We start from the raw sequence: 25,920 nt of genomic DNA on the forward strand, positions 1-25,920 counted from the left end.
AGAGGCGGGTTACTATTTGGTTTACAATAAATATCAGTGATGGTATATTGATTAATGTTGATTGAATATAGTTAATTGGGGAACCGGGAGGTTGAGGATGACAATAAACGCTAAACCGATGTCGGCGTTAAAAGAGGAAGCGCTGCAGCTGCACAGGAAAAACCGGGGTAAAATATCTGTGAAAAGCAAGGTGCCTGTCAACAACGAGTATGATCTTTCCCTTGCTTATACGCCGGGTGTGGCGGAGCCATGCCGGTTGATTCATGCGGACAAGGATTTGGTTTATGAATATACGGGTAAAGGTAATCTTGTCGCGGTGGTTACCGACGGTACCGCCGTGCTCGGGTTGGGTAATCTCGGTCCGGAAGCGGCTCTGCCGGTAATGGAAGGAAAAGCGGTGCTGTTTAAAAAGTTTGCCGGTGTCGACGCGTTTCCAGTTTGTGTCGGTACGAATGATGCCGGTCAGATCGTCGAGTTTGTAAAATTGCTCGTGCCGGCCTTCGGCGGCGTCAACCTGGAGGATATCGCCGCCCCGGTTTGCTTTGAAGTTGAACAAAGGTTAAAGGCCGAAACGGATATACCAATTTTCCATGATGATCAGCATGGCACGGCGGTGGTGGTAACTGCCGGATTGATTAACGCGCTTAAGCTGGCGCGCAAAAAGCCTGAACAGATAACGGTGGTGATTAACGGAGCCGGCGCCGCCGCGATTGCCGTAGCCCGCCTGCTGCATAGCCTGGGTGTGTCAGTGATAAAAATGTGCGACAGCAAAGGCGCGATTTACCCCGGCCGCCCGGTTGGGATGAATAAGTACAAGGAAGAGATCGCCTTGCTGGCGAACCGGCAAGGTTGTTCCGGCACACTGGCTGATCTCCTGGCGGGCGCTGACGTGTTTATTGGTTTGTCAAAAGGCGGGCAATTGAATGGCCAGATGGTTTCCGCGATGAACGCCGGTCCCATTATATTTGCATTGGCTAATCCGGAACCGGAAATTTACCCTCACGAGGCTTTGGCTGCAGGCGCCGCTGTAGTGGCTACCGGCCGGTCGGATTATTTTAACCAGATAAATAATGTCCTCGCTTTCCCCGGCATATTCAGGGGCGCCCTGGACGTGCGCGCCAGTGATATCAATGAAGCCATGAAGGTCGCCGCGGCAAAGGCGATTGCCGGCACGGTGGCGGAAGGAGAGTTGCGCCCGGAATATATTATTCCTAAACCGTTTGACCTGCGGGTTGCCCCGGCGGTGGCAGAGGCGGTGGCCAGGGCGGCTCATGACAGCGGGGTGTCCCGGGTAGATATGGACCCCGTGGATGTTGCAGAAAACGCCAGAATGCTGGTTGCACAACAGAATACCGGTTGTCGCTGACTTGGTGATGAACTTTGCTAGCTCCTTGTCTCTGATGATATTAGGAGGGTGAATACATGGCGGCGCAGAAAATAGTAGTTGCGATCACCGGCGCCACCGGCGCGATATACGGTATTAGATTGCTGGAAGCTCTTAAAGAATGTCCGGATGTGGAAACTCACCTGATCTTAAGCGGTTGGGCTGAAAAAACCATTGCGTTGGAGACAAACCATTCAGTTGAGGCGGTTCATAAAATGGCTTCCTGCAGCCACGACCTGCTGAACATGAAAGCCCCGGTCGCCAGTGGATCATTTCAGGTCGGCGGTATGGCTGTAATCCCTTGCAGCATGAAAACGCTGGCGGCGATAGCCCATGGCCTGGCTGAAAATCTAATAATCCGGGCCGCCGACGTAATGCTGAAAGAACGGAAAAAGTTAATTCTGGTCCCGCGGGAAACCCCCTTAAGCGTGATCCATATTGAAAATATGCTGGCGGTAACAAAGGCAGGGGCGTGCCTGGTTCCTCCAATGCCGGCATTTTACAACCATCCGGCGACTATCGATGATTTGGTGAATCACTTGGTCGGGCGGGTAATGGACCAGTTTGGTTTGTCCCATAACCTGTCGCGGCGCTGGTGCGGAATTAACGCTCCTTAACCGGCTCTCATTGGGGACATTCCTCCGACCCTAAAGTCAGACCTTAAAGAGAGGTGTGTCCCCTTTCCTTATACGACAAAAAAACTTAAATGTCCTATAACCATACAGCGTATGACTATAGGACATTTTAATAAATACTGTTAATGCAGGAAGCATTACGTGTGTGTAATAAAATTGGCAGCCAAGGAGACTGTCGGAATTTATCGGAATGCGCTTACACTGGTTATTGGTATGAAAATTGCAGAAGATTGCTTATGAAATACCGTGCATAAATATAACGAAACCTTACGCGAACAACAATCAAAAGCCGTTAGCGCTTTAAAACATCTTGGAGCGCTGGTTCGGGATTAACCCTTTTTAACTAGCACCCATACCCAAAACAAACTCATTTGTGTTATTGCGCGAAGTACAAAAAAATATTATAAAGAAATAAGTTAGCAGATTAATTATATTGTATCCTGTTATACAGATATATCATGTGGACTGTTTTTTTTAAACGGGCTTGGGAAATTTATCACATAATTCCCTAAGTTTCCCTTGCTCCTGGGATAGGAGGGGTGATATGCCCGCCCGAAAGAATGCCAAAAGCATTTATGAGGATTTTAACAAAATAGTCGCTAATCCTGTGCGTCAGATAAAACGATTGAGAACCGGCGCGGTTAGAATTATAGGCTGGGTTCCGACAGATGTTCCGGAAGAGTTGATTCATGCCGCCGGCGCGCTTCCTATCGGCATTGTTGCTTTAGACAACCCTGCCGTTTCACGTTCCGCGCCACATATGCAAGCGTGGTCTTGTTCCCTGATGCGCTGTGCCCTGGGCATGGCCCTGGGGGGTTCTTTTGATCTGCTGAACGGGCTTATAATACCGGTAATTTGTGATACCACACGAATGGTGACAGGCATTTGGAAGCAAACAAAACCTTATGTTTTTATGGATAATTTTTTGTTGCCGAAACAGATTGACCGGCCAAGCGCGAAAGATTATCTAATAGGTGAAATGGGCCGCTTAAAAGCGCGACTCGAACAATTTATGGACCGCACGATTACCGCGAGTGAGCTTTGCGAGAGTATCAAATTGTACAACTATAACCGGTCGATAATGCGCAAACTGTTTTCTTTGCATACCTGCCACCCTGAACTTCTGGGCAACAAGGATATGTACAATATTATTAAAACATCCATGTTGATGCCGAAAGAACTGCACACGAACATGATTGCGGAACTGTTGCAAATGCTCGAAAAGAAAGTGGATGACAACAAGTCCGGCGGCAAAAAATACAACATTCGTTTGTTGATGTCGGGCAAGGTCTGGGAACCGCCTGAAATAATGAATATCCTAGATAGTTTAGGCGCCGTGTCGGTAGGTGACGATTTTTGCACGGGCTACCGTTATATCGCGAATGATGTGCCCGAAACCGGCGAACCGCTAAGATCGCTGGCGGAACGCCAGTTCAGCCGTCTTCCCATCGCGGCCTTCGCCGGTAAATGCGGGGATAGAACTAACAGTATAATAAGAATGGTCGGGGAAACACATGCCGATGGAGTGCTTTTCGTTCACTTGAGATATTGCGAACCTGAAAATTTTGATTACCCGATGCTCCGCGACGACTTATCGGCATCCGGTATCCCAAATTTTCGTATTGAGACCGAAATAGGCGGCCTGCCTGTTGAAAACTATAACGAGCAAATAAAGACGTTTATTGATAGTTTGGGTGGAGGGGTATAAATGATCGAGAGCCCTTCTTTTAAGACGACGAACTTGTTTAAGAGAATGATGGCCGAGTATCTTGAACGGGGCGTTGCAGCTAAGGAGAAAGGCATACCTATTGCCTGGGTGACAGCTACTTTCCCGGTGGAAATAATTTATGCCGCCGGCTTATTTCCATATTACCCGGAAAATTTCGGCGCCCGCATCGCAGCCAAAAAAGTTGCCGCTGCCATATCCGCTGCCGCAGAGAAGCAGGGCTATTTTCCCGACCTCTGCGCTTACGCCAGGTGCGGTATTGGAAACGCTTTTTCCATTAAACGCCCGGTTGGCGAGGTTTTGAAGCCGGACGTGGTTTTTTGCTCCAACGCCCAGTGCGGCAGTTTGCAGAAATGGTTTGAAGCGGCCGGCAGGTATTATCAGGTGCCCTTTTTTCTGATCGATACGCCTCTGATCGAGAATACGCCAACTACTTTGATCAAGCGGTACATTGTTGATCAACTGCATGAATTGCTGGATTTTCTTGAGCTTTACACTGGGAATACGTTTAACTTCAGCCGTTTGGCTGAGGTTATATCCCTGTCTAACGAAGCCTGCCGCTTGTGGAATGAAATCCTCGAAATGGCAGCTTTAAAACCCGCTCCTTTCGGTTACTTTGACGCTTGTTATCACCTGGCGCCAATCGTTGCCTGGAGAGGCACCAAATGGGCGGTCGATTATTACAAGGAACTGAAAAAAGAGCTGGAAGAAAGGCTGGACAATAAAGTTTACGTTATCCCCGATGAGCGGTATAAGCTTTACTTTGACCATATCCCGGTGTGGCCGAGATTGCGCTGGTTCTCAAATCTGCTTTTGGAAAGGAAAGCGCTTGCCGTCGCTTCCCAATACACCCATGCCTGGGCTTGGCGGTTTGATTTGAACCGGCCTTTGGAAAGTCTTGTGAAAAATCATACCGAAGTGTTTATTAACAGGGGCTATGAGTACCGGCTCGAGCAAAAAATCAGTTTAATGAATGAGTTCAAGGTCGATGGATTTATCTTGTTTTCTAACCGCAGTTGCAAGCCAAAAGCGCTTGGCTTGTATGACAAGTACAATATTATCAGTGAGCGCACCGGCCTGCCCGGGGTAATATTTGAAGCGGATATGTCAGATGAGCGTTATTTTAATGAAGAATATATCAAGAAACTTTTCGGAGAGTTTTTTGACCGGCTTGAGCGGGAATCAACATGACTTTATATTAGAGGCGAGCATGAACTCGTTGATAAGCCCCATGTCCGTTATTTACATAAAGGATTTGCGGAATCCCCAAAACCCGGGGACTTTTTTTATTCTGTTTCAGTAGGCGCCAGGCAGGATTAATGCCTTTCCAGAAAGAAGTATAGAGGTGGGTGAAATCAAAGCGCACCGGCTACCATGTAGCAGCGCTGGAATCCTCCCCTGGCATTAAAGGAATTGGTTCGTGCCGGCCGGCTTGGCTGCAAGACGGGAGCAGGGGTGGCACGAAGATCAAAAGCAGGAAGGAGGTGGCCAAAGCGAACAACGGAGATAGGTTTTTCATTGTTGCGTATGGTCTAACCCCTATCACTTCGCCGACTGGCAGGTTTTTTACCTAGTGTTTGAACAGGTATTATTCGACCCCCTTCAATATGGGGTATGGCTATACTCAAGAGTAAATAAGGTATCAATACTTGCTAGAGGTGGTGGTCTCTGATGAAAAAAATAATGTCTGGAAATGAGGCTCTCGCTTACGGCGCTTACCTGGCTGGGATAAAAGTTGGCGCCGGTTATCCCGGTACGCCCAGTACTGAGGTTTTGGAAAATTACTCCCGTTATCCCGGCGCTTACGCGGAATGGTCACCAAATGAAAAGGTGGCGATGGACGTGGGGATCGGGGCGGCTTTAGGTGGAAAACGCGCCATGGTAACCATGAAACATGTCGGCTTGAATGTGGCGGCCGATTCCCTGTTTACTGTTTCCTACACTGGAACGAATGGCGCCTTGATTATTATCAACTCCGACGATCCCAGCATGCATAGTTCACAAAATGAGCAAGACAACAGGCACTATGCCAGAGCTTCCAAGGTAGTTATGCTTGAGCCGGCGGATTCCGAGGAAGCAAAGCGTTTTGTCAAAGTGGCGGTTGAAATTAGTGAGACATTCGATACTCCGGTAATTTTGCGGACAACTACCAGGTTGTCGCATTCCAGGTGTATCGTCGCATTGGAAGATGAACCGGCTGATATTGTAGTAGAGCCGGCTGCTTATGAGCGTAACGCGTCAAAGTATGTAATGGTGCCGATGAACGCCCGCCAACGCCGCTTGGTAGTGGAGGAAAGGCTTAAAAAGTTGGCGGAGTATGCCGAAACAACGCCAATCAATTTTATTGAGCCGGGCGGCGGCGATATTGGTGTTATTGCCGCGGGCGTAAGCTACCAGTATGCCAAAGAGGTTTTTCCCGAAGCAACCTTTCTAAAACTGGGAATGGTGTACCCCTTGCCTAAGCAGTTGATCCGCGATCTGGCGGGGCGGGTGAAGCAAGTTGTCGTGGTGGAAGAGTTGGACCCCTTCATTGAAGAACATGTACGACTGCTTGGTATTCCAGTTAAAGGACGAGAAGTGTTTCCCGGCATAGCTGAATTCAGCCAGGGAAGAGTGAGAAAACATGCTGCGGCTGCGGGGCTTGTGCCCAAGGTGGCTGATCCCCCGGCAGTACAGACTCCGCAGTTGCCGGTTAGACCGCCGATGCTTTGCCCCGGTTGCGCCCACAGGCCGGTTTTTTACGCTTTGCAGCGCCTTCGGGTAGCGGTAATGGGCGATATCGGGTGCTACACGCTGGGTGCCGCGCCTCCGCTTGGTTCCATGCATTCATGTATATGTATGGGTGCCAGTATCGGCAACGTGCATGGAGTTGACAGGGCAAAAGTAAAGGACCGCACTGCGGCGGTGATCGGTGACTCAACCTTTTTCCACAGCGGTATAGCGCCGCTCATTAATCTGATCAGTAATGGCGGCAACAGCACGGTAATTGTCGTTGACAACCGGATCACGGCCATGACCGGCCACCAGCCGCACCCGGGCACCGGCTGGACGCTGATGGGCAAAGAAGTGCCGAATGTCAGCATCGATGCCCTGGCGCGCGCCGTTGGTTTTAAGAAAGTAGATGTGATCAATCCTTATGATTTCAAACTTGTTCTGGATACAATCCGGGATCATACAAGTTCGGATGAACCTTCGTTGATTGTTTCACAGTATCCATGCGTGCTTAATATCAGGGAAAAGAAACCGGCTCCGACAGTGGATCTGGATGCCTGCAACGAGTGCGGCACTTGCCTCCGCATCGGGTGTTCGCCGATGACCAAGGTGGACGGCGGGGTGGCGATAGATCCCGCTCTCTGCATCGGCTGCGGTTTCTGCGCCAGTGTATGTCCCCAGAGCGCCATTAAGGTTCCCAGTTGAGGAGGTAGTGAGGATGAAAAATAAATACGACTTCCTGTTTGCCGGAGTTGGCGGCCAGGGAACTATCCTGGCCAGCGATATACTCTCCGAAGTCGGTATGCGCAGCGGTTATGACGTTAAAAAGTCCGAAGTGCACGGGATGTCGCAGCGGGGCGGGGCAGTGGAGAGTCATGTCCGCTGGGGAGAGAAAGTTTATTCACCGCTTATTGAGGAAGGAAATACCGACTTCCTGCTTGCTTTCGAAATGCTTGAGGCTGCCAGATGGCCCCATTTTACCGCGGCAAACACAGTCGCCTTAATCAACCGCCACCAGATCTTTCCTCCGAGTGTTAACCTTGGACAGGCCAAGTACCCGGAGGAAAATGAGATAGAAAGTATTCTTGCCGGCGCCGGAGCAAAGGTTGTCTGGGTAGACGGAGCGGCAAAGGCGCTGGAATTGGGGAACGCCGCCCTTGGCGGGGTTGTTTTAATTGGCGCGCTTTCCACATATTTGGACGAACCCGTTGAAGTATGGGAAAAAACCATAGTTGAACTTGTTCCGGCCAAATTTAAGGAATTAAACGTGCAGGCTTTCAGAGCCGGCCGGGAATTAATGCAAAAGTAGCTGGAACTAATCAGGAGTCAGGAGTCAGGAGTCAGGAGACAGGAGTCAGAATGAGAGAATGGTTTATGGTCTTGAAATATTCTGACTACTGACTACTGACTACTGACTACTAGATAGATGGATCAAGGAGGAAAAGAAGATGGCGTTTTATGAGTTTGAAGGGAAAAAGCCTGTTGTTGACGAGAGCAGCTATGTGCACCCGGAAGCCACGATCATTGGTGACGTTACGATTGGGGAAGGCTGTTACATTGGTCCGGGGGCAAGAATCCGGGGAGACTGGGGCGCTGTCGTGATCGGTCCCGGCTCCAATGTGCAGGAGAATTGCGTCATTCATGTGCTTCCCGGGGAAACTGCCATACTTGGTCCAAGAAGCCATATCGGACATAACACAGTTCTGCATACTCCCAGACTGGGAGAGCATGTGCTGGTCGGGATGGGAGCGGTAGTCATGGATTTTGCCACTATCGGGGACGGGTGCTGTGTCGGCGCAGGCGCTGTAATAACCGCGAAGACGGATATACCGCCCGGCAAGTTGGTGTTGGGAGCGCCGGCTAAAGCAGTAGCGGATATTAAAGAGGGGATGCGGAAATCACTTGAAGAAGCAACGGGTTATTACCTGGCGCTGCCGCCCCGCTGTCACCAGTCTTTAAGACAGGTATCGCCAGAGGATTGCCGGGCAGTAAAAAGTTCCTAGGTTTTAAAGTTGCCTCTTTGCTTGACAATTTCCGAAATGGCCTGGGAGCGGCTTTTTACGCCCATTTTACGGTAGATGCTGCGCAAGTGAGTTTTTACCGTGTCCACAGCCAGGTGGGTTTTTGCCGATATTTCCTTGTTTGACAAGCCCTGGCTTAGGTACTTGAGAATCTCATCTTCTCGCGGAGTAAGATTTTTATTGTCATCTTTCATTATTGTACGTGACTGTTTGAAAGAGCCTTGAGCTAACCTGGCATAATCGCTAACCAGTTGATCGATCAGGGCCGGGTCAATTACCGTTTCGCCGCGATACGCCTGGTGAACGCTTTCCACAAGCTTTTCTTGTGTCGCTTGCTTTAGCATATACCCGGTCGCCCCGGCTTGCAGGGAAAGCCTGACCGACTCCGCGTCTTCGAAAATGGTAAGCATAATTACCTTTATTCCGGGCACGCGGGAAGTTATTTCACGGGTGGCTTCAATACCGTTCATTTTTTGCATTTTGATATCCATGAGAACAACATCCGGGACGTTGCGCGTGACGAATTCCAACGCGTCTTCAGCGTTCGAGCAGCAGCCGATAATGTCGATATCCTGCCTTGGCCCCAACATTGCGACCAGACCTTCCCGGATCATTGGATGATCATCAACAATCAGCAGCTTAATACTGGACACCGTAGCACCCCCTTAGTTGGCAAGCGGAGTAGGCACCTGGACCGTAACTGTTGTACCCCAGCCGAGCTGGGATTCTATTTTAAAAGTTCCTCCCAGAAGGGTGAGCCGTTCCTGGATATTTGCCAAACCCAGGTTGCCATACGGGTCATCCCGGCTGGGAGGCGTTAAATTGAAACCGGTGCCGTTGTCCTTGACCACCAGCACAGTGCTTTCCTCGCCGTTAACCAGGGTGACCTGAGCCCTGGTGGCCTGGGAATGTTTGATTACGTTTGCCAGGAGTTCCTGGACGATGCGGTATAACGTTAATTCAATATTAGCCGGCAACGGTTGTTTTTGGTTTTCCATCACCAGTTCAAAATCGATCTGGCTTTCTTCCTGCAGCGTGCGGACAAGTGCCCGGAGCGCGGGGCCAAGCCCGTAGGTGTCGAGCATCACCGGCCTCAGGTTGTATACAATTCTGCGTATTTCCTGAATTTGCTGTCCGAGCAAGTCTTGTATTTTGATTAGTTCGTTTTTATTAGTATCGTCGCTGCTGGTGGATATGGCAAGCAACTGAATCCGGTACCAGATTCCCAGCAGGGCCTGGATGGCCCCGTCGTGGATTTCCGACGCGACTCTTTTGCGTTCATCTTCCTGGACGCAAATAAACTTTTCTAAAAGCTGTTGCAAGAGTTTTTCTTTTTTGGCCAGAGCGTCCACAAGCTTGGTATTTTCCATGGCAATTGAAGTCCCTTTAGCGATTGCGGAAAAAATCGCTACTTCTTCTTGATTAAATTGCTTGTCATGAACCGGCCGGTCCACCTGCATGATCCCGAGTACGCTGTTTTTGGAAATGAGCGGGATCAAGAGCACTCTCGCGTATGAAAAATTATTTATAATTTCCTGAGGAAGACCGCTTTCGATATTGTTCGGGGTTAACACCACCGGCTTTTGATCTCGCATCGCCTTGATAAACGCCGGGTATGGGGCAAGACCTTTTTGCGCCCTGAATTTCTTTTTGAGTTCTTTGTCAAAACTACCCACACCGACAGCAGGTATAATTGTCTGATCGTTTTCGTTAAATAGGAAAATAGCGCAGCGAGCGTTAAAAAGATCGGCGGTGATCTGGGAAACTACATGCAGGATCTGATTTAAGTTTAGGGTTGAACCGATAGTGCACACTGTTTCAAGCAAGACAGATAGTTTCCTTAAATTCCGGTCTTTTTGCCTGCCGAAAACAGAATCTTGAATAATGTTGACAATATGGATTCCAAGAGAAGTGGCTTTGTTAAGATAGTTTTGCGCTGTCGCGGGTGAGGCGCTGAAAACGCCGATTTCCATTTTGCTGGCAGTATCGCATGCCCGCAGAATGACTGAAATTGAGGTAAAAGACGAAGGCTGTAATGAATCCATTGTTTCCGCCGGATTATGACTCGCGCCAAACTCGTCCATATATTTGCCGTAAAAAATACCTGCCGGTGACCGTTTCTCGCATAAACCTTTTCTTGAAACCTGCAGGCAGGCGGTTTGTTTATTATTAATGTACAAAATCAACCCCGCGTGCGCAAATTCAAACGAGTCGACGGAAAAGCTTAGAGCTTCCTTAATAGCAGGACATGTTTTTTTTATATCGTCGAATTTAGAGTTGATTTTGCATACCATTAGCAGTTCGGGATGTTCCGCGTTGCTGTTGGTCATGCTAAACTTATCACCACCTGTGCGGCTTGAATTCCTTAGCACTTATTGTCATAGTTATTAATTTGACGTTTAAATAAAAAATCCTCTATTTTTTCGGCATTTCTAACACTAAAGAATTAGCCCGGTTATTATTTTTCCATCCTTTCTAGCGATTTTTTTTATCCGGTCGATTACTTATAATTTATTGAAAATCAGTAATCTTGCATAAAACTACTAACATATGTTCAAAATGGGTATTTGACAGAATTTTCAGATTGAATAAATATTTCGAATAGTTTAAAACAATAACAGCATCATAACGGTAACCTGAATTAGATACTTTGAGATATTAATCTGCATCTCGTCATGTTAGTGCCATTCACCAGCTTATCATCAATAATTTTTTCATAGAGTAATTGATTTGGCGCTTCATTTTATGTGATTTGGTGTATCCCATGTGTATCTCCTTATTCTAGAGACTATGGACAGGGTTACCTGCTGCGCAACACTAATGTAATTATAAAAATATTTTTAATACTTATTATGTTGCTTTAAATATAAAATATATTAAAATAAGATAGTAGTTAGCATAGCAAACAGAAACTTGTATGGAAAAAGAATTGTTTAAATCTTTTTATTTATTTTTTTTATGATTAAAATAACCCTGGTCAATAGTTTAACTTTACAATAGTTGGGAGGCTTATATGTTTAAACGCTACCATATTCCTATTGCTGTAAATGACCTGGTTATGATTTTGTATTGTTGCGGGCATTTGAGAGATTAAAAGGTTATTTAAGATTGAAAGCAAATTAGGAGTATTTGGCAAAAGTTTAAACTAAATCAAAAAAAGAGCATCAAAGCAAATATATTCTAAATCTTTGTTAAATTTCCAGTGAGTTTATAGGGGTGGGGGTCGATTCTATAGGGTTTGTAGCTGGAAATTCACAAATTTAAACCTTTCAAAAAAATTATGCGGGGGGAAGAAGATGAAGAGTTTTCATGGAGGAGTGCACCCTGATGACAGCAAAAGGTATACCGCTGCCAAGCCGATTGAAACGGCGCCTCTCCCGGAAAAGGTAATTATACCTTTGAGGCAGCACATCGGAGCACCGGTTTCGCCAATTGTAAAAAAGGGTGACACGGTAAAAAAAGGTCAATTGATAGCACAATCCGACGCTTTTGTATCCGGCAATGTACATGCTTCAATATCAGGCAAGGTTCTTGAGATCGCAGATTATCCGCATTCAGTGTTCGGAAGCTGCATGTCTATAGTTATAGAAAACGATGGTCAGGATGAATGGGTTGAAGGAATTCCGGTTCAAAGACAGTGGGAAAAACTTGACCCGAAAGAACTGTCCGGGATCATCCGGGAGGCCGGTATTGTTGGAATGGGCGGAGCTACTTTCCCCACTCATGTAAAATTGGCGCCTCCGCCGGATAAAAAGATTGACACTTTTATCTTAAACGCAGCCGAATGTGAACCATATTTAACGGCAGATTACAGGGCTATGCTCGAGTACACGGACAAAATTGTAACTGGTGTGCTGATTACCATGAAAGTGCTTGGAGTGAGCACCGGTTATGTTGGCGTTGAAGACAATAAACCTGAAGCGGTAAAGGCTTTGCAAAGCGCTTTTAGCGGCACCCAGGTTAAGGTTGTGGCTCTTCCGACAAAATATCCGCAAGGCGCGGAAAAGATGCTCATTAAGGTGCTGACCGACCGTGAAGTTCCATCAGGCGGGTTGCCGATGGATGTTGCTACCGTGGTTCAAAATGTCGGCACCGTAATCGCGATAAGTGACGCGGTGACTAAAGGGATACCTTTGATTGAAAGAGTGCTTACGGTCAGCGGAAGCGCTGTTAAAGAACCCAAAAACCTGCTGATGAGGGTAGGATCCACGTTTGCCGACGCGCTGAATTGTTGCGGAGGACTTAGCAGCGAACTAGTTAAAATAATTAGCGGCGGGCCGATGATGGGTTTTGCTCAATCTACTGTAGACATACCGGTTATTAAAGGAACATCCGGCATTTTGTTCTTGAGTCAAAAAGATGTCAATAACAGCAAAGAGTCCGCGTGTATCCACTGCGGCCGCTGTGTAGAGGTATGTCCAATGGGTTTGAATCCCAGCATGCTAAGTATTCTGGGCGAACGCCAGTTGTACGAGGAAGCAAAGGATGAGTATGACCTGCTGGACTGCATGGAATGCGGTAGTTGTGTTTATCAATGCCCCGCGAAGCGTAACATCGTCCAATATATAAGGTATGCCAAAGCGCAAAATGCAATCCAGGCACAAAAAGAAAAAGCAAAGGTGGCTGTATAGAATGGTAAATGAAGAGAGTCTAAAAATGAATCTTCTCACTGTCTCGCCGTCACCACATATAACCTCAAATGAATCCATACCTAAAATTATGTGGTCGGTGAGCGCGGCATTGGCGCCGGCAGTAATTTTCGCCGCCTGGTACTTCGGTATGCCAGCCATAATTACAATGCTGGTGGGAGTTGTTTCAGCGGTCGCAACCGAATATGTGGTGCAGACAATAAGAAAAAAAGAAATCACCGTAAATGATGGCAGCGCATTTTTAACAGGACTTTTACTAGCTATGTGTCTTCCTCCCAATCTTCCCTGGTATATGACCGCGTCAGGGTCGTTCCTGGCGATTGCTGTCGCCAAGCACTCCTTGGGAGGCCTCGGGTACAACATATTCAACCCGGCGCACATCGGCCGCGCCGCGTTAATGGTTTCATGGCCTATTGCCATGACCACATGGACAAAGATGACAACCCAGATTGATGTGGTTTCCAGCGCCACCCCGCTGAACATTTTAAAGCAGCAGGGATACGCCAAGTTAATTGAAACATTCGGCGACGCGCCTAATATGTACAAAGCAATGTTGATAGGAACGCGCAACGGCAGTATCGGCGAAACGTCCGCGATTCTGCTGATACTTGGAGGTCTTTTCCTGATTTATAAAGGTTATGTGAAATGGGAAGTCCCTGTTGTAATGATCGGCACCGTGGGAATATTAACCTGGGTGTTCGGTCCGTCCGGATTATTTACCGGAGACGCGATATTCCACATGTTGGCCGGGGGATTGATGATCGGCGCATTCTTTATGGCAACCGACATGGTTACCATTCCAATTACCCGCAAGGGACAAATTATTTTTGCCCTGGGCGCCGGCCTGCTAACCGTCCTTATTCGCTTAAAAGGCGGTTATCCCGAAGGCGTATGCTATTCCATTCTTTTAATGAACTGTGTAACGCCTTTGATTGACCGCTATGTAAAACCAAAAAAATTCGGAGCGAGGAGGTAGTTAAATGTCTGCCGGGCATGATGAAGGAAACAACAGCATTTTAAAAATCGCGTTAAACCTGGCCATGGCCTGCTTTGTTTCAGGGTTGATTATAGCCGGTATTTATTTTATAACAGCCGACGCGGCGGCGCAAAAGGCTGTGGAATTAAAAAATTCCGCGATGAAAGCCCTGGTCCAGGACGCAAATAAATTTGAACCGATAGAAGGCCGTGAAGGCTGGTTTAAAGCGGAAAAAGACGGAAAAACCATTGCGTATGTAGTAACGTCGGAAAGCAAAGGTTTCGGCGGAGCCATAAAAATGCTGGTCGCCGTAACTAGCGACGGAAAAGTGCTCAATTACGACATCACTGGTCACAACGAAACCCCCGGCCTTGGCGACAAGGCAAATCTGGAACCATTCAAGAGTCAGTTTAGAGGTAAGAAGGCTGAACAATTAACGGTAGTGAAAGATCCCGCCAACAAAGAGAATATTCAAGCCATGACAGGCGCTACAATTTCTTCCAGAGCCGTAACCAACGGTGTTAAAAAAGCGGTAGAAGAAGTTGTAGAGTTTACGGGGGGGAAATAATATGACAGAATTATGGAATATATATAAAAAAGGATTGGTTTTGGAAAACCCGATTTTCGTCCTGGCGCTAAGCCTATGCCCTGCGCTGGCGGTTACCAGCTCCGTTCTAAATGCTCTAACCATGGGCTTGACGGTCCTTTTTGTGATAACTTGCAATAATGTTTCCGTTTCCATAATCAGGAACCTTGTCAACCCCAAAGTGCGTGTTCCGGTGTATATTGTTTCTATTGCCACTATAGTTACCGTGGTGCAGTTGTTATTGCAGGCGTATTTCCCGCTCCTTTACAAAGCTTTGGGCATATACCTGGCGCTGGTCGTGGTTTTCGCCATCATTCTGGCAAGAGCCGAGGTTTTTGCCTCCAAGAACGGTGTCGTACGTTCGTTCTTTGACGGTTTGGGAATGGGGTCCGGCTTCTGCATCGCCATGGTGATAATCGGGTCTATCCGTGAAATCATAGGGGCCGGTACGTTTTTAGGTATTCAGGTCATGCCTGCTTCATACAACGCTCCGCTTATGCTAATCCTGCCCGCAGGCGCATTTATATTAATTGGTTATTTGGTTGCGTTATGTAAAATGTGGGTCCAGCATATTGAAAAACAACAATCCAAGGCTTAGGGAGGGAGAGCATTGTGGAATATTTAACACTATTTATTAGTGCGGTAATTGTAAATAACTTTGTTTTGACAAGATTTTTAGGCTTGTGTATCTTCTTTGGAGTTTCCAAGAACTTTAGCGCGTCTTTAGGTATGGGCATGGCGGTTACGTCGGTTATTACGCTGAGTTCAACGCTGGCCTGGCTGGTTTACACCTTTGTTTTGGTGCCGTTTAAGTTACAATTCCTGACAACAGTTGTTTTCGTCCTGCTTATCGCCTCCTTTGTGCAGTTATTAGAGATGATTATCAAGAAGCATGTGCCGACTCTATACAACATGTGGGGGGTTTACCTTCTGTTAATCGCGACTAACTGTATAGTGCTCAGCGTGCCCCTCTTAAATGTTGAGTCCAGCTTCTCATTAGGTAAAAGTATTGTACACGCTATCGGATCCGGTGTGGGGTTCGGCGTGGCTATCGTTCTGATGGCAAGTTTAAGGGAAAAGCTGAGACTGGCCGACGTGCCGAAGGCGCTGGAAGGGTTAGGAGTCGCTTTTATCCTGGCTGGTATGCTGGCGCTGTCCTTCCTTGGTTTTTCCGGCATGATAGCTCTTTAAGAGCTGGAAAGGAGATGTGAGTAAATGCAAATCGCCCTAATGGTTTTGATAGTTATGCTGCTCACGGGAGTAGTATTTGGCTTTGTTCTCGCGTTTGCGAATAAAAAGTTTTCTATAGAAGTAAACCCGTTAATCCATATAGTTGAGGAGGCATTGCCCAAGGGTCAGTGCGGCGCCTGTGGTTTTGCCGGATGTATGGCCTATGCGGAAGCCGTGGTATTGAATCCGGATGTGCCTCCAAACATGTGTGTTCCCGGTAAGGCGCCTGTCGCAAAAATTGTAGGTGAGTTGACCGGCAAGGCCGCTCCCGCGGTAGATCCCAGAATTGCTCATGTCAGGTGCTCCGGTTCCCCCGGAGTAGCGGTCATAAAGTACCAGTATAAGGGTGTTGAGGATTGCGCGGCGGCTAATTTGCTGCAGGGCGGTCAGAAAAGCTGCCAATACGGCTGTCTCGGGTTTGGGACATGCGTGAAGAATTGTCCTTTCGGCGCGATGACGATGCTGCCCAGCGGCCTTCCCCATGTTGATCCGGAAAAGTGCACTGGTTGCGGCAAGTGTGAATCTGTATGTCCCAAGGGTGTTATCGAAATGCTGTTGGTCGGCGCGAAAGTCGGCGTTAATTGCAACTCAAAAGACAAGGGCGCTGTCGCGAAGAAAAACTGCGCCGCCGCCTGCATTGGCTGCGGCCTATGCAAGAAGAACTGCGAGCATGACGCAATCAAGCTGGCGAACAACTTGGCAACGGTTGATTATAAAATATGCATGGAAAAATGCGACAATCCTACATGCCTTGCTAAATGTCCCACAAAAGCGATCGAAGCTGTCGTAAAAGATTCTGTTGCGCAAAAAGTTGCAGTTTAACGTTATAGGAAAGGGGACACACCTCTCTTAAAAGCCTGACTTTGGGTCGGAGGAATGTCCCCAAAATATCAACTAATTATACGATATTGTCCAAATTTATTTCGAGTAGGTGTAGTTTGCATTTACTAAGGTTGATTAACTTAAAAATGCGGACTACACCATCTTGTATTGAACGGCATATAAAAAAGCTGCTCCGGGCATAATAATTCAGCCTTTCCTTTCGACAATCGCAATGAACTTATTATTTCCTACCATTGCTAAGACTTCCCCGGCTCCGCATTTATTAGGTTTTACTTTAATAAAAAAGAAGCTTCCGTGTAGCGGCAATAACCGGGGTGTTGGAAGGGGCTATAATTTTGGGGCATAAATAAGCGGCGAGTTTGTTCTTGGTGAGGTGTAAAAATAATTGAAGCGTTGGCGTCTGGTTATAAGTTTATTATTTGTTATTTTTGCCTGTTCGGGTTGTGGGCTAAAGTCTGCGCAACTTAAGGAATTTACTGATGAAAAATTTATTATGGATACGTTGATCCAGGTAACTCTATACAGTGATGATGAACAGAGAGGAAAGGAAGCTCTGGATAAAACGTTTGCCGAATTTGAGAAGATTAATAATTTAACTGATAGATTTCCAAAAGAAGGGAAAAATGCTTCCGCGTCCAGCGACGTGATCAAGATCAACGAAAATGCCGGAATTAAGCCTGTTCAGGTTAGCGCCGATACCCTTAACATTGTTCAACGCTCGCTTTATTACGCGCAGTTGTCCGGCGGTTCTTTTGATATTACAGTTGGACCAATTATGGACCTGTGGGGTTTTGGAAAAAACGTGCAGCGCGTTCCCTCTGATGAGCAGATTAAAAAGGCGCTGAGCCTGGTGGACTACAGGAAAGTCATGGTTGATCCGAATAATGGGACGGTTTATTTGCAAAAGCCGGGCATGAGTTTGGATTTTGGCGGTGTCGCCAAGGGTTATGCCACAGAAGAGGCTGCTAAGATTCTCAGGGAATCAGGCATAGAGCATGCCATAATCAATGCCGGGGGAAATGTGTACGCTTTGGGCACCCGGCCGGACGGCACACCGTGGCGTGTCGGTGTCCGGGACCCGCGCGACGAAGATGGGCTTATAGCTGTTTTATCAGTAAAAGACACATCAGTAGTAACATCAGGTGATTACGAGCGGTATTTCGAAGAAGGTGGCGTTCGTTACTCCCACCTGATAGATCCGTCCACCGGGAAACAGGCCCGGGATTTAATGCAAACCACAGTGGTTGCAGAATCATCTACTGACGCCGATATTATTAATAAACCGTTGTTTGTGCTGGGTCCTCAGCGCGGGATGAGTTTAGCCAAGAGCCTTCAAGGTATTGGAGCCATCTTTGTCGGCGCGGACAAGCAAGTGACTTTCACCGATAATTTAACAAACCAATTGGAATTCACTGGTAATGGCGGTTACCAAATTATCAATCAGCAATAGAATTAGAAATTATTGCCAGTTAATTAGACGTAATTGTGAAAAATGACTGCTTGGTGAGGTCTATGAAAAACCTTAATTATTACATTATGGCAGGTCTCCTGGCGCTGGCGCTGATTAGTTTCGGAGTGTCGCATCTGGTGCAGCGCCAGATGGCGGAGGGGGATTTGAGGCTGGAGATATACGCAAACGGCCAATTATACCAAAAAATAAGCTTGTCCGAAACAATCACTGAAGAAATTAAAGTGATAAATGCAGACGGGCATTATAACGTGGTTGAAATTGAAAAAGGAAGAGCCAGGATTAAAGAGGCCGACTGTCCCAATCAAGTATGTGTCAAAACGGGATGGGTCAGTCAACCCGGCCAAATAGCCGTGTGTGTGCCAAATAAGTTTAATATCGCTGTTAAGGGAAAATCCAATAAGGTGGACACCATCTCCTACTGAGTGTCAAAAGAAGTGAGGGTTGAATACGTATAATACAAGGCGTATTACATATATTTCTATATTTATTGCCATGGCCACCGTTTTAAACATAATCGAAAGAGCAATAGTTATTCCCGGCGCAAGTCCCGGTATTAAACTGGGCTTGGCCAATATCATGGCTTTATTGTCTATAATGATGCTGGGAAGCAAGGACGCTATAATAATTGTCGCCGTCAGATGTTTTCTGGGGGCTTTGGTGGGAGGCAACCCTGTAAGTTTTTTATTTAGTATCACAGGGGGCGTGCTCAGTATTTTGGTCATGGTTATAATGTGGAAATATTTAAATAAATATGTCAGTATTGTCAGTATAAGTATGGTTGGCGCCGTGTTTCATAACATAGGGCAGTTGTTTGTAGCCAGTGTGGTCGTGCATGATTTTTCCGTTTACATTATTTTGCCTATACTGATGATATCAGCTATAATAACTGGTTACATTGTTGGTGTTGTAACAAAGCAATTATACAAGTCCTTGGGTAGTATAAATACCAAGTAGTCAGTAGTCAGTATTCAGTAGTCAGAATAAAAGAATAAATGAATAAAAGAATAAATGAATTGTTTAACGTCCTTATATTCCCCGTGAATGCTGATTACTGACTTCTGTACGTCTGTATAATTAGCCATAAAATATTGTCTTAAATTATTCTGACTACTGACTCCTGAATTCTGAATACTTTGAGATAGGATGGCGAGGCAAGTGAAAAAGGAAGCGGAAGGCATCGTTATGGCGATAGACGGCAAAATAGCGAAGGTGCGAGCGAGCAGGCACAGTGATTGTGACAGCTGCGGGGCATGCCCCGGAGATAAGGCCACGGTCATGGATGTTTACAACCGGGCTGACGCCAAGGTGGGACAGAGGGTCGTTATAGAAATACCTGAAGCCAATATGTTAAAAGCAGCCTTTGTTGTTTACATGTTGCCTCTGTTAACAACCTTTATGGGTTACTTGATTGGTGTATGGATTTCACAAAAGTATGGATTTCCGGCGTTGTTGACGGAGGTTAGCGCAAGCGTCGCCGCTTTTGTTCTGACACTTTTATATATTAAATTTTTTGACAGGTCCATGACGAAAATAAAAATGATGCCGGTCATTACGGAGATTTTATCTGAGAAGTGACCACAATCCCCAGGCGAAATGACCTGGGGATTTCCCTCTAACTATTTCGGCTCGGGTTGTTTCTAACACCAAAGAATTAACCCTTCGCACGTTTTATTAATAGCCATTTTCCATCCTTTCTAGCGATTTTTTTTAACTGGCTGATTCCTTATAATTATATTTACAGTAGCCATACCCTGAATTTATTCGGCGCGGCGCGTATGATCATCAAATGCTATGATGCCGGAGAAGACTCCTGCGGTGATGGATGAAAAATAAATAATTAAAAGAAGGATAATTTTTTAAAAAGTATAATTATATATAAGTAGATAAATAAAGAAGAATGAAAAGGGGGGGCAGTTTAGCTTTGATTTTTGCAGGCGTACTTAAAGGAAAAGTGGCAATTGTCACCGGGGCTAGGATGGGTATCGGTGAAGCAATTGCAGTAGGTTTGGCTCAGGCGGGAGCTGATTTGATGCTGATAAGCCGCCGTATTAGCGAAGATGATGAAGTTGTTAAGAGCTGTAAGGCGGAAGGCGTCAAGGTGGAAGTCATGCAAGTTGACGTGTCGAATCGTGAGCAAGTAGATGCGATGGTTGCCCAGACAATTGAGAAGTTGGGCAAAGTGGATATCCTTTTCAATAACGCTGGGGTCAGCAAGCCTGGAATGCTCTGGAACATAACTGATGATCAGTGGGACATGGTAGTGGATATCAACCTTAAGGGAACATTTAACTGCATCGCCGCCGTGGCCAAGCCGATGATGGAACAAAAGAGCGGGGCGATTATTAATGTCACATCTTCAGCCGGTCTGCTGGGCACAATCGGACAAGTTAACTATACGGCAGCGAAGGGTGGAGTTTTGGCTTTGACGAAGTCATGCGCCAAGGAACTCGCGCCTTATCAAATTACTGTCAATAATATTGCTCCGATGGCTGAAACAGACATGACCAGAAAGATTATGACGGACCCCAAAATAGCCCCGACCTATCTGGCGCGCATTCCGATGAAACGTTTTTGCAAACCTGATGAAATTGTGCCATGTATTGTTTTTCTGGCTTCGGACGGCGCACGCTATATCACCGGGCAAACGATTTGTATTGACGGTGGTATGGTCATGCCTTCATAATATAACTGACTGGATGTTTATTACAGACGGTTAGGAACTTTTTATCGGGAGGGTAAAATATGCCAAAAGATGTAGCTGTAATCGGTGTCGGCCAAAGCGCTTTCGTGCGCGGCTACCAGGGCTCAATTAGAGAACTGGCTTTTGAAGCCTTCAGAGAGGCCATGCAGGATGCAGCAATCACTGTTAAGGATGTCGGGGCGTCAGTGGTTTGCTCCGCGCCTGAGTATGACAAGCAGCGCACTCCGTCGGGGTTGATTGCCGAGTATCTCGGACTTAACCCGCAGCCCACATTTATTGTGGAGAATGTTTGCTCGTCAAGCACGTCCGGCATAAGAGTGGCTTATGGCCTAATCAAGTCCGGACTGCACGATGTGGTGGTTGTTCTGGGATTCCAAAAAATGTCCGAGATCACTTCCGCCGATTCCCAGGAGCGGATGGGACGCGGCGCGGACATTATGTTTGAGTCGCCGTTCGGCACCTTGATGCCCGCGTATTACGCCATGCATGCCAGGGGGCACTTCGCCAAATACGGCACCACTGAAGAGGATCTGGCGCTAATCAGGGTTAAGGCGGCTAGTTACGGCGTGCTTAATGAGAAGGCGGTCTACCGTAAAGCGGTAACCCTGGAGCAGGCGATGGAAGCCGGCCCGGTTTGCAGCCCGCTTAAAGTTTTTGACTGCTGCGCAAACGCGGACGGCGCGTCCTGTGTTATTATGGCCAGCGCGGACAAGGCTAAGGAAATTTGCAAAGAGCCTGTATATATTCTGGGATTGGGAGCGGCGACCGCGCCGATGAACGTTACCGGCCGGACTACTTTCGCCGGTCTTGATTGCGCCAGGCTGGCCGCCAAGGAAGCTTATGAAATGGCCGGCGTAGGCCCTCAGGATATTGATGTGGCCGAAGTTCACGACTGCTTTACAATCGCTGAGATGATGGCTTATGAGATGCTAGGTTTTGCCGAACCCGGCAAAGGGCCGGAACTCATCCGTAATCGCGAGACCTACAAAGAAGGTAAAATACCTGTTAACGTTGACGGCGGCTTGTTGTCGAAAGGTCACCCGATCGGCGCGACCGGCGGTTCGCAGGTGCGCACCATAGTGCTTCAACTGCGCAACAAAGCAGGCGCGATTCAAGTGCCTGGCGCTGAAATAGGCTTGGTTCACAATATTGGCGGCGTTGGTATTTATGGAAACGTCATTATTTTCGGGAGGTAAAGATAATGGGATTTGAGCGGTTCGGAAGTAAAAGTTTCACGTCTCAGGCCAAGGTAGCGGAATTTGTTGACTACTTGGACAAGGGCGAAGTGGCATATACAAAGTGCCGGACCTGTTCCCAGGCCTATTTCCCCCCGCGGGCAGACTGCGCTAATTGCCTGGGCAACGACATGGAGTGGAAAGCAATCGAGGGTAACGGCACAATAGCGACCTTTACTCATACGATGTATGCTCCCACCGGCTTTGAGGCCGAAGCCCCCTATACTATTGTAGTGGCGGAGTTCGGCGACGTTAAGGTTTTAGGACGGATGAGCAAGAGCGTGCCTGTTGAATCGTTATCAGTAGGCATGTCTGTTAAAGTAGAGGTTGTCAAGTTGCCTGACGGACAAGTTACCTACGAGTTTCTGCCGGCTTAGAGGATAAATCCGACCTGAATGAGGGTATGATAGTATTTGAATCGGCCTAGGCTGGTAGAGGAATATTCTCACAGATTAAGGGGGTGGTTTTTAAAACAAGTTACTGCCACCTTTGATAAGCGGTTTACTAGTTGTGAGTTTATATTGTGATAACTTGCTTATTATTTATTAAAAAATAGGAGGATGAATATGGATATTTATAAGTGGCCCCGCGAGGAAGGCATTAAGAACCACGATCTTTTCGGCGACGAGCATTTTGGCACAATGGATCAGGCCCCGTGTGTAGTATATGACAAGAGGCCGGTTGTGGATCCGAAAGGCAACGAAGTTAAGGGCCTGTACACCATTTGGTTAACCCTTAACAACCCCAAACAGTTCAACTCGTACACCACCGAGATGGTGAAAGGCGTTATCGCCGGCTTGCACCGCGCTTCGATGGACCGTGAGGTAGTGGCCGTTATCTTTACCGCTGTCGGCGACAAGGCGTTCTGCACCGGCGGCAACACTGTTGAATACGCCCACTATTACAGCATGAAGCCGCACGAATACGCCCTCTACATGGACCTCTTCAATGCCATGGTTGACGCTCTCTATATGTGCAAGAAGCCGGTTATCTGCCGGGCGAACGGAATGCGCGTAGCCGGCGGCCAAGAAATCGGCATGGCCACCGACATCACCATTTCTTCCGACATGGCCATTTACGGCCAGGCTGGCCCCCGCCACGGTTCTGCTCCGGCCGGCGGCTCCACCGACTATATCATGTGGTATCTGGGCGCTGAAAAAGGTATGTGGAACTGCATTTCCTGCGAAATGTGGAGCGCCTATAAAATGGAAAACAACGGCATGATCACCAAAGCCCTGCCGATTCTCAAAAAAGACGGCAAGTTCATCAGAAACCCACAGGTTATTACAGACAAGTACATTGAAGACGGCGCTGTCGTATACGGCGAATTCAAGACCGGCGCCGAGGCGAAGGAAGCCAAAGCCCTTATCGCAGAATGTGAAACCGACTTCTCACTGGTCGACGCCGAAATCAACAAGCTGGTCTGGACCTTCACCAACCTTATGCCGCAATGCTTGATGTTCTCCATCGACGGCATCCGCCAGAAGAAAAAATATTTCTGGGATATGTCCAAGCTGCCTAACAGACACTGGCTGGCTGCAAACATGAACGGTGAAGCTTATCTCGGCTTCAACGCTTTCAGCAACAAGAAGCTCACCGGCGGCGTAGACGTTTGCGACTTCATCGAATACCGCCGGATGTGCGCGGAAGGCAAGCCGTTTACTCAAGAACTGCTTGATGCCGTATTGCCGAAGCGTGTTTAATAGCAGATTGATATCTTAAACCGAAATCTGAAGAAGTTTATTAAAACTGAAGCGAAGGGGTGGCTAACGCCCCTTCGCTTGTAACGGGAAGGAGGTTTACTCTTGAGCTACGAATTTGTAAAGGTGAAAAACGAGGGCGGTATTGTAAATATCACCCTGGACAAAGCTCCGCTGAATGTCCTCAATATCGCCATGATGGAAGAGTTAATCCTCGCCTTTAAATGGGCGCAGCAGGAAGAAGGGCAAATAATCCTTCTGGACGCGGCCGGCAAGGCCTTTTCAGCGGGAGTGGATGTGGGCGACCATACGCCGGACAAGGTTGACGCGATGATCGACGTTTTCGACCGGCTGCTGCTGACCATGTACGAGATGGAAAAACCGATTGTCTGCGCGGTGAACGGGGCGGCCCTCGGCGGCGGCTGCGAACTGGTGATTTTCAGTGACGTGGTTGTCGCCTCCGAAAAAGCGAAGCTCGGCCAGCCGGAAATAGCGGTTGGAGTGTTCCCGCCTATCGCCTGTTACGTAATGCCGCATATTTTGTCCTGGCCCAGGGCTTTGGAACTGCTGTTAAGCGGTGAAGTGATCGGAGCGGCGAGAGCTGAGTATATTGGGCTGGTTAACGCGGTGCTGCCGGCGGAAAACTTCGCCGAAGGGGTACAAGAGTATATCAAGAAATTCCTTGCCAACAGCGGATTTGTGCTGGCAAAAACCAAAAAAGCGGCGCGCGCCGGCTTGAACAAAGGATTTGCTGAAGGCTTGAAAGAAATTGACAGAATATACTTGAAAGAATTGATGCCTTCACACGACGCCAAAGAAGGCTTGACTGCTTTTATGGAGAAACGCAAGCCGGTTTGGACGGGGAAATAAAGAACCGTTAGTTATTTAAATAAAAAGGGGGTAAACGATAATGGATGTACCGACCAAGATTAATACTTGGCAAATGGTTGAGCCCGGTAAGCTGGAAAAAACAACTATCGATGTGCCGGAACTTAAGCCCGGTGAAGCTCTGGTTAAGATCGCCGGTTGCGGTGTTTGCCACACTGACGTCGGCTACTTTTATGATGGTGTTCCGACAGTGACCAAGCCGCCCCTAACGCTCGGCCACGAGATTGCCGGAACTGTTGTTGCCGGTGAGGCAAGTTTAATCGGCAAAGAAGTTATCGTGCCGGCTGTTATGCCTTGCGAAAACTGCGCCATTTGCGCTGCCGGCCACGGCAACCGCTGCCTGAAGCAGGCGATGCCCGGCAACAGCCTGGGGATTTACGGCGGCTTTTCGGATTATATTCCGGTTCCCGCCGGTGACCTGTGCGTAGTTGAAGACAAGAAAGACTTTTCTTTAGAAACGCTGTCTGTTGTTGCCGACGCGATTACCTCCCCGTATCAGGCTGCCATGAAGGCCGGCGTTAAAGAAGGAGACGTTGCGATCGTTATTGGCGGCACCGGTGGAATCGGCGTGTACATGACTCAGATCGTCGCGGCGTTGGGCGCCAAAGAAGTTATCGTAATTGCCAGAAATAAAGAAAAACTAGAGCGCGCTCTTAGTTTCGGGGCGACATACACGATCAGCACCCTGGACAAAGACGCTAAAGCGATTTCCGGTGATTTCAGGGCTTATTCAAAAGAAAAGAAATTGCCTAACTGGGGGCTGAAAATTTTTGAGTGCACCGGAACGAAAGCCGGCCAGGAAATCGCGCTGGGATTGCTTACATTCCTCAGCAAATTGATGATCGTCGGTTTTGGCATGGTCAAGACCGAGTACATGCTGTCGAGATTGATGGCGTTTGAAGCCGACATTATGGGCACCTGGGGCTGCCTGCCGCAATACTATAAGCCAGTGCTGAACATGGTGCTTGAAGGCAAAATCCAGGTCAAGCCTTTTGTGGATATCAGGCCGATGAGCACAATTTTGAAGGCATATGAAGAAGCGCACAGCGGTAAGTTAGTGCAGCGTATTGTGCTGACCCCGGATTTCTAGAATGACCATCCCCCGGCCGTACTGCAAATCTGCATTAGTACTGCATTTCTGCAGTTATTATCTTAAGGTTATA

Annotated in this window: 26 protein-coding genes; 24 read left to right on the top strand and 2 right to left on the bottom strand. The window is 47.7% G+C overall.

All coding sequences use genetic code 11. The annotated features are described in order from the left end of the window. The first annotated feature begins 97 nt into the window (after window positions 1-97). From L7E55_RS00515 to L7E55_RS00550, 8 genes are all read left to right on the top strand, one after another. Window positions 98-1,366 (top strand): NAD(P)-dependent malic enzyme, encoded by a 1,269-nt coding sequence (locus L7E55_RS00515; protein WP_476747823.1) that lies wholly within the window; start codon window positions 98-100, stop codon window positions 1,364-1,366. A gap of 56 nt (window positions 1,367-1,422) precedes the next feature. After that, window positions 1,423-2,001 (top strand): UbiX family flavin prenyltransferase, encoded by a 579-nt coding sequence (locus tag L7E55_RS00520; protein WP_277442000.1) that lies wholly within the window; start codon window positions 1,423-1,425, stop codon window positions 1,999-2,001. A gap of 562 nt (window positions 2,002-2,563) precedes the next feature. Then, a complete protein-coding gene (locus L7E55_RS00525) occupies window positions 2,564-3,727 on the top strand; it encodes a 2-hydroxyacyl-CoA dehydratase subunit D (protein WP_277442001.1) in 1,164 nt (387 codons plus the stop codon). Further along, on the top strand, window positions 3,728-4,936 hold the full coding sequence (locus tag L7E55_RS00530) for a 2-hydroxyacyl-CoA dehydratase subunit D (RefSeq protein ID WP_277442002.1): 1,209 nt from the start codon (window positions 3,728-3,730) through the stop codon (window positions 4,934-4,936). Between the two features lie 158 nt (window positions 4,937-5,094). Then, a complete protein-coding gene (locus L7E55_RS00535) occupies window positions 5,095-5,319 on the top strand; it encodes a hypothetical protein (RefSeq protein WP_277442003.1) in 225 nt (74 codons plus the stop codon). Between the two features lie 97 nt (window positions 5,320-5,416). Beyond that, window positions 5,417-7,162 (top strand): indolepyruvate ferredoxin oxidoreductase subunit alpha, encoded by a 1,746-nt coding sequence (gene iorA / locus L7E55_RS00540; protein WP_277442004.1) that lies wholly within the window; start codon window positions 5,417-5,419, stop codon window positions 7,160-7,162. 13 nt (window positions 7,163-7,175) lie between these two features. After that, window positions 7,176-7,766 carry an indolepyruvate oxidoreductase subunit beta gene (locus L7E55_RS00545; RefSeq protein WP_277442005.1) on the top strand — a complete coding sequence of 197 codons (591 nt, stop codon included), beginning with the start codon at window positions 7,176-7,178 and terminating at the stop codon, window positions 7,764-7,766. Window positions 7,767-7,905: 139 nt separating this feature from the next. Next, window positions 7,906-8,460: a gamma carbonic anhydrase family protein gene (locus L7E55_RS00550; RefSeq protein ID WP_277442006.1), complete on the top strand. Its 555-nt coding sequence runs from the start codon at window positions 7,906-7,908 to the stop codon at window positions 8,458-8,460. Here the strand turns inward: L7E55_RS00550 and L7E55_RS00555 are convergent. Both L7E55_RS00555 and L7E55_RS00560 read right to left on the bottom strand, forming a co-directional pair. Further along, a complete protein-coding gene (locus L7E55_RS00555; RefSeq protein ID WP_277442007.1) occupies window positions 8,457-9,131 on the bottom strand; it encodes a response regulator in 675 nt (224 codons plus the stop codon). The two genes, L7E55_RS00550 and L7E55_RS00555, sit on opposite strands and share 4 nt — an antisense overlap. A 12-nt stretch (window positions 9,132-9,143) precedes the next feature. Next, window positions 9,144-10,808, bottom strand: a complete 1,665-nt coding sequence (locus tag L7E55_RS00560; protein ID WP_277442008.1) for a GAF domain-containing sensor histidine kinase — start codon at window positions 10,806-10,808, stop codon at window positions 9,144-9,146. Window positions 10,809-11,774: 966 nt separating this feature from the next. Between L7E55_RS00560 and rsxC the strand changes: the two genes are divergently transcribed. The 16 genes from rsxC to had all read left to right on the top strand — a co-directional run bounded on the left by rsxC (window position 11,775) and on the right by had (window position 25,847). After that, complete coding sequence (rsxC, locus tag L7E55_RS00565; protein WP_277442009.1) at window positions 11,775-13,109, top strand: electron transport complex subunit RsxC; 1,335 nt, start codon at window positions 11,775-11,777, stop codon at window positions 13,107-13,109. Between the two features lies 1 nt (window position 13,110). Next, window positions 13,111-14,103 (top strand): RnfABCDGE type electron transport complex subunit D, encoded by a 993-nt coding sequence (locus tag L7E55_RS00570; RefSeq protein ID WP_277442010.1) that lies wholly within the window; start codon window positions 13,111-13,113, stop codon window positions 14,101-14,103. A 4-nt stretch (window positions 14,104-14,107) separates the two neighbouring features. Beyond that, window positions 14,108-14,671 carry an RnfABCDGE type electron transport complex subunit G gene (locus tag L7E55_RS00575; protein WP_277442011.1) on the top strand — a complete coding sequence of 188 codons (564 nt, stop codon included), beginning with the start codon at window positions 14,108-14,110 and terminating at the stop codon, window positions 14,669-14,671. A gap of 1 nt (window position 14,672) precedes the next feature. Then, window positions 14,673-15,287 (top strand): electron transport complex subunit RsxE, encoded by a 615-nt coding sequence (gene rsxE / locus L7E55_RS00580; protein WP_277442012.1) that lies wholly within the window; start codon window positions 14,673-14,675, stop codon window positions 15,285-15,287. An 11-nt stretch (window positions 15,288-15,298) separates the two neighbouring features. Beyond that, on the top strand, window positions 15,299-15,880 hold the full coding sequence (locus L7E55_RS00585) for an electron transport complex protein RnfA (RefSeq protein ID WP_277442156.1): 582 nt from the start codon (window positions 15,299-15,301) through the stop codon (window positions 15,878-15,880). 24 nt (window positions 15,881-15,904) lie between these two features. Then, window positions 15,905-16,741 (top strand): RnfABCDGE type electron transport complex subunit B, encoded by an 837-nt coding sequence (gene rnfB, locus L7E55_RS00590; protein WP_277442013.1) that lies wholly within the window; start codon window positions 15,905-15,907, stop codon window positions 16,739-16,741. A gap of 406 nt (window positions 16,742-17,147) precedes the next feature. Further along, entirely contained in the window at window positions 17,148-18,212 is a 1,065-nt protein-coding gene (locus tag L7E55_RS00595) for an FAD:protein FMN transferase (protein ID WP_277442014.1), read from the top strand. Window positions 18,213-18,274: 62 nt separating this feature from the next. Next, window positions 18,275-18,655 carry a NusG domain II-containing protein gene (locus L7E55_RS00600; RefSeq protein WP_277442015.1) on the top strand — a complete coding sequence of 127 codons (381 nt, stop codon included), beginning with the start codon at window positions 18,275-18,277 and terminating at the stop codon, window positions 18,653-18,655. A gap of 19 nt (window positions 18,656-18,674) precedes the next feature. Further along, window positions 18,675-19,187: a Gx transporter family protein gene (locus tag L7E55_RS00605; RefSeq protein WP_277442016.1), complete on the top strand. Its 513-nt coding sequence runs from the start codon at window positions 18,675-18,677 to the stop codon at window positions 19,185-19,187. A 201-nt stretch (window positions 19,188-19,388) separates the two neighbouring features. Further along, window positions 19,389-19,808, top strand: coding sequence for a SoxR reducing system RseC family protein (locus tag L7E55_RS00610; RefSeq protein WP_277442017.1), 420 nt, complete (start codon window positions 19,389-19,391; stop codon window positions 19,806-19,808). A gap of 346 nt (window positions 19,809-20,154) precedes the next feature. Next, window positions 20,155-20,916, top strand: a complete 762-nt coding sequence (locus L7E55_RS00615; protein ID WP_277442018.1) for an SDR family NAD(P)-dependent oxidoreductase — start codon at window positions 20,155-20,157, stop codon at window positions 20,914-20,916. Window positions 20,917-20,975: 59 nt separating this feature from the next. Continuing rightward, window positions 20,976-22,130, top strand: a complete 1,155-nt coding sequence (locus L7E55_RS00620) for a thiolase C-terminal domain-containing protein (protein ID WP_277442019.1) — start codon at window positions 20,976-20,978, stop codon at window positions 22,128-22,130. Window positions 22,131-22,135: 5 nt separating this feature from the next. Beyond that, on the top strand, window positions 22,136-22,546 hold the full coding sequence (locus L7E55_RS00625; RefSeq protein WP_277442020.1) for a Zn-ribbon domain-containing OB-fold protein: 411 nt from the start codon (window positions 22,136-22,138) through the stop codon (window positions 22,544-22,546). A gap of 189 nt (window positions 22,547-22,735) precedes the next feature. Beyond that, window positions 22,736-23,872 (top strand): 6-oxocyclohex-1-ene-1-carbonyl-CoA hydratase, encoded by a 1,137-nt coding sequence (gene oah, locus L7E55_RS00630; protein ID WP_277442021.1) that lies wholly within the window; start codon window positions 22,736-22,738, stop codon window positions 23,870-23,872. Between the two features lie 102 nt (window positions 23,873-23,974). Then, on the top strand, window positions 23,975-24,739 hold the full coding sequence (locus L7E55_RS00635; RefSeq protein WP_277442022.1) for an enoyl-CoA hydratase/isomerase family protein: 765 nt from the start codon (window positions 23,975-23,977) through the stop codon (window positions 24,737-24,739). 40 nt (window positions 24,740-24,779) lie between these two features. After that, window positions 24,780-25,847, top strand: coding sequence for a 6-hydroxycyclohex-1-ene-1-carbonyl-CoA dehydrogenase (gene had, locus L7E55_RS00640; RefSeq protein ID WP_277442023.1), 1,068 nt, complete (start codon window positions 24,780-24,782; stop codon window positions 25,845-25,847). Window positions 25,848-25,920: the final 73 nt, after the last annotated feature.

It is taken from the genome of Pelotomaculum isophthalicicum JI, assembly GCF_029478095.1.
Lineage (GTDB): Bacteria > Bacillota > Desulfotomaculia > Desulfotomaculales > Pelotomaculaceae > Pelotomaculum_D > Pelotomaculum_D isophthalicicum.

What these genes read in the sequence shown, in the direction of transcription:
- L7E55_RS00515 (WP_476747823.1), top strand. Translation starts at nt 98, where the DNA reads ATGACAATAAACGCTAAACCGATGTCGGCGTTAAAAGAGGAAGCGCTG.
- L7E55_RS00520 (WP_277442000.1), top strand. Translation starts at nt 1,423, where the DNA reads ATGGCGGCGCAGAAAATAGTAGTTGCGATCACCGGCGCCACCGGCGCG.
- L7E55_RS00525 (WP_277442001.1), top strand. Translation starts at nt 2,564, where the DNA reads ATGCCCGCCCGAAAGAATGCCAAAAGCATTTATGAGGATTTTAACAAA.
- L7E55_RS00530 (WP_277442002.1), top strand. Translation starts at nt 3,728, where the DNA reads ATGATCGAGAGCCCTTCTTTTAAGACGACGAACTTGTTTAAGAGAATG.
- iorA (WP_277442004.1), top strand. Translation starts at nt 5,417, where the DNA reads ATGAAAAAAATAATGTCTGGAAATGAGGCTCTCGCTTACGGCGCTTAC.
- L7E55_RS00545 (WP_277442005.1), top strand. Translation starts at nt 7,176, where the DNA reads ATGAAAAATAAATACGACTTCCTGTTTGCCGGAGTTGGCGGCCAGGGA.
- L7E55_RS00550 (WP_277442006.1), top strand. Translation starts at nt 7,906, where the DNA reads ATGGCGTTTTATGAGTTTGAAGGGAAAAAGCCTGTTGTTGACGAGAGC.
- L7E55_RS00560 (WP_277442008.1), bottom strand. Translation starts at nt 10,808, where the DNA reads ATGACCAACAGCAACGCGGAACATCCCGAACTGCTAATGGTATGCAAA.
- rsxC (WP_277442009.1), top strand. Translation starts at nt 11,775, where the DNA reads ATGAAGAGTTTTCATGGAGGAGTGCACCCTGATGACAGCAAAAGGTAT.
- L7E55_RS00570 (WP_277442010.1), top strand. Translation starts at nt 13,111, where the DNA reads ATGGTAAATGAAGAGAGTCTAAAAATGAATCTTCTCACTGTCTCGCCG.
- L7E55_RS00575 (WP_277442011.1), top strand. Translation starts at nt 14,108, where the DNA reads ATGTCTGCCGGGCATGATGAAGGAAACAACAGCATTTTAAAAATCGCG.
- rsxE (WP_277442012.1), top strand. Translation starts at nt 14,673, where the DNA reads ATGACAGAATTATGGAATATATATAAAAAAGGATTGGTTTTGGAAAAC.
- rnfB (WP_277442013.1), top strand. Translation starts at nt 15,905, where the DNA reads ATGCAAATCGCCCTAATGGTTTTGATAGTTATGCTGCTCACGGGAGTA.
- L7E55_RS00600 (WP_277442015.1), top strand. Translation starts at nt 18,275, where the DNA reads ATGAAAAACCTTAATTATTACATTATGGCAGGTCTCCTGGCGCTGGCG.
- L7E55_RS00620 (WP_277442019.1), top strand. Translation starts at nt 20,976, where the DNA reads ATGCCAAAAGATGTAGCTGTAATCGGTGTCGGCCAAAGCGCTTTCGTG.
- L7E55_RS00625 (WP_277442020.1), top strand. Translation starts at nt 22,136, where the DNA reads ATGGGATTTGAGCGGTTCGGAAGTAAAAGTTTCACGTCTCAGGCCAAG.
- oah (WP_277442021.1), top strand. Translation starts at nt 22,736, where the DNA reads ATGGATATTTATAAGTGGCCCCGCGAGGAAGGCATTAAGAACCACGAT.
- had (WP_277442023.1), top strand. Translation starts at nt 24,780, where the DNA reads ATGGATGTACCGACCAAGATTAATACTTGGCAAATGGTTGAGCCCGGT.